This is a genomic window from Moorena sp. SIO4E2, from assembly GCF_010671945.1.
Classification (GTDB): domain Bacteria; phylum Cyanobacteriota; class Cyanobacteriia; order Cyanobacteriales; family Coleofasciculaceae; genus Moorena; species Moorena producens.
Genome location: NZ_JAAHIE010000822.1, coordinates 1 through 2,634 on the forward strand (window position 1 = coordinate 1; position 2,634 = coordinate 2,634).

3 protein-coding genes are annotated in these 2,634 nt (G+C 45.7%); 2 read left to right on the top strand and 1 reads right to left on the bottom strand.

What is annotated here, in order from left to right; all coding sequences use genetic code 11:
* Both F6K37_RS37690 and F6K37_RS37695 read left to right on the top strand, forming a co-directional pair.
* The coding region (locus F6K37_RS37690; RefSeq protein WP_287256146.1) for a zinc ribbon domain-containing protein at positions 1–294 on the top strand (294 nt) is incomplete at its 5' end.
* Positions 295–344: 50 nt separating this feature from the next.
* Entirely contained in the window at positions 345–1,496 is a 1,152-nt protein-coding gene (locus tag F6K37_RS37695) for an aspartate carbamoyltransferase catalytic subunit (protein ID WP_008178268.1), read from the top strand.
* Between the two features lie 20 nt (positions 1,497–1,516).
* On the opposite strand, the gene F6K37_RS37700 is transcribed toward F6K37_RS37695, so the two are convergent.
* Entirely contained in the window at positions 1,517–2,407 is an 891-nt protein-coding gene (locus F6K37_RS37700; RefSeq protein ID WP_008178266.1) for a DUF8581 family protein, read from the bottom strand.
* Positions 2,408–2,634: the final 227 nt, after the last annotated feature.

A 2,634-nucleotide genomic window follows, 5' to 3' on the forward strand; every position in this document is an offset into this window, starting at 1 on the left:
AGCTTCCTGGCGATACTGACAAGCAAAGCCTTGAATGCTGGCTTGTTGGCTATTCCAGTAAGTGCTCAGAACACCTCACAGAATTGTTCCAATTGCGGGAGGAAAGTTCCTAAAAAACTGCATGTCAGATGGCACGATTGTCCTCATTGCGGGTGCAGTCTTGATAGAGACCATAATGCAGCGATAAATATAAAAAACAGAGCGGAAGGGCAGTCCGTTCTTAAAGCCCAGCGCCTCCTAAGCAATAGCCGGATTGGCTGGGAAGCCTACACTGAACCCAACGGGTCAGTGTAGGAGCTGTCACGAGCAGCAAAACTAAGTTATTTAATTGCTTGACGACTTATATGGCAAATGCCACCTGGACTCGCCGCCATATTCTTGCCCTGGCTGATTTTACGCCAGATGAATACAATACAGTTTTACAAACTGCCTCTAGTTTTCGGGAAGTACTGTCCCGACGCACCAAAAAGGTACCTGCACTACAGGGTCACGTGGTTGCGAATTTGTTTTTTGAACCATCAACCCGTACTCGTAGCAGTTTTGAACTAGCGGCTAAGCGTCTTTCTGCTGATATCCTAAACTTTGCACCAGGAACGTCTTCCTTAAGCAAGGGCGAAACGATTCTTGATACAGCAAAGACTTACCTGGCAATGGGAACTAATATGATGGTGATTCGCCATCGGCAGGCGGGAGTTCCTCAAATTATTGCTACTGAGATGAATCGACTCGGTGTCCAGGTAAGTGTACTTAACGCTGGTGACGGTCAACATGAACATCCTTCTCAAGGATTGCTGGATTTGTTTACAATTTGTTCTTGCTTAGACTGGGATAATCCCCGCATAGAACTGCTTGCTGGAAAAAAAGTTACCATTGTTGGAGATATTTTGCACTCACGAGTTGCCCGTTCCAATATCTGGAGTCTCCTTGCGACAGGGGCAGAGGTTCATCTCGCTGGACCACCTACCCTACTTCCGCAATTATTTGCTGAATACAGTAGTACTCGTCTCCAACAACCTAGGGAAAAGCAACAGCAAGAGTTATGGGCTAAGTCTAGCCTTGGTCACCAGAGGCAGTACACCGAAACCCCTGTGATTTTAAAAACAACGGTACCGATCACAAGTCAAGCCAGCCATTCCCTTACGTCTACGCAACAGTTACCAATTAGTCATCCTAAGCTCTATATTCACTGGGACATTGAACCAGCACTAAAAGATGCTGACTTTGTCATGACCTTGCGGCTGCAAAAAGAACGTATGACGAGTCATTTGTTGCCTAGTTTGAGAGAATATCATCAGCGTTATGGGATTACCCGGGAGCGCCTCCAACTTTGCCAACCCAATGTTCACATTCTCCACCCTGGTCCAGTTAACCGAGGGGTTGAAATTAGTTCTGAGCTGATGGATGATCCCGAGATTAGCTTAATTCCTCAACAGGTGACTAGTGGAGTTGCGGTTAGGATGGCGCTGCTTTACTTAATCGGTAGTGGTAAGTTGTGACAGCTCATACCCTGAGTACATCAATTGCGCCAAGGTAAACCGTCACCATTACCCCATCTCACTGACCCCTGTACCAAACCCAAAATAAACTCTAGCAATCCTCTCCACTGCTGTTGACTAGCAGTGACTCCTTGCTTATGGATGTGTAGAATCAAATCTCGATCAGGATGGTTAACAATTTCCTGAGCATAGCGGTTGATCACATCACCATCTAGTTGAATCACAGTTTGGGCGCAAATTAAATCATTGATTGACTTGACATTTGCCCGTTGCTGTGAATTAGTTTTTAGCAATGCCTGATTCCGACTATCCAGTGCTGCTTTTAGTTCACTGAGCTTACGCAAACAACGCAAGAAACGATTGTTCTTAAGAATCTGTTGCGCTTGAAGCATTTCTTCTGAACTGCTGGTTTTAGTAGGGTTTGGTAGTCGGGTGTTAATTTGGTGCAATTCTACTGTTGGGTCGGTGAGGATTTCTTGGCCTCCTCTAGCCTGCTCTAGAACAGTGGGATCATACAAGGGTGAATGGGGATCACTCAGAAGCACGGTGTACTCTAGTTCTAAGGTTTTACGTAACTCAAGGTAGCGATCGCGTAAAGACTGATGAATTCCCTGTTGCTCTAGATAGTCTGCTGAGATCGGGTAAATATCCCGGTAAGTTTCCCAGGGGATGAACTTATCTCCCTTAATTTCCTCCACTACCATGGTGTTAACTTCTAAAGCTGTGATGTCAATCAAGACATCCCCCAAAGAGCCATAAAATTCATCAAGGGTTTGACCTAATCTAGAGGTAACATCAGGTGCGACCCGTGGCGAATTTAATTCGCCAAGGTCAAGGGCACCTCGTTTGAAAGGTGATGTTGCATCAGTAGTTGCTGGTTGCTTACGGTTTCTGGTCTTGGTCACGGCCATCGTAATTGTATAGTAACTACCCTAATATAAGTGGATATAAGTGGAAGAATTATCGTAAGCATTCAGCAGTCAGCCGTCAGCCGTCAGCCGTCAGCCATTCGCTACGCGAACAGTAGTGTGGCCATAAGCCATAAGCCATAAGCCATAAGCCATAAGCCATAAGCCATAAGCCATAAGCCATAAGCCATAAGCTGATAGCTGATAGCTGATAGCTGATAGCTGATAGC

Coding starts and splice junctions, on each gene's coding strand:
- F6K37_RS37700 (WP_008178266.1), bottom strand. CDS start 2,407: ATGGCCGTGACCAAGACCAGAAACCGTAAGCAACCAGCAACTACTGAT.
- F6K37_RS37695 (WP_008178268.1), top strand. CDS start 345: ATGGCAAATGCCACCTGGACTCGCCGCCATATTCTTGCCCTGGCTGAT.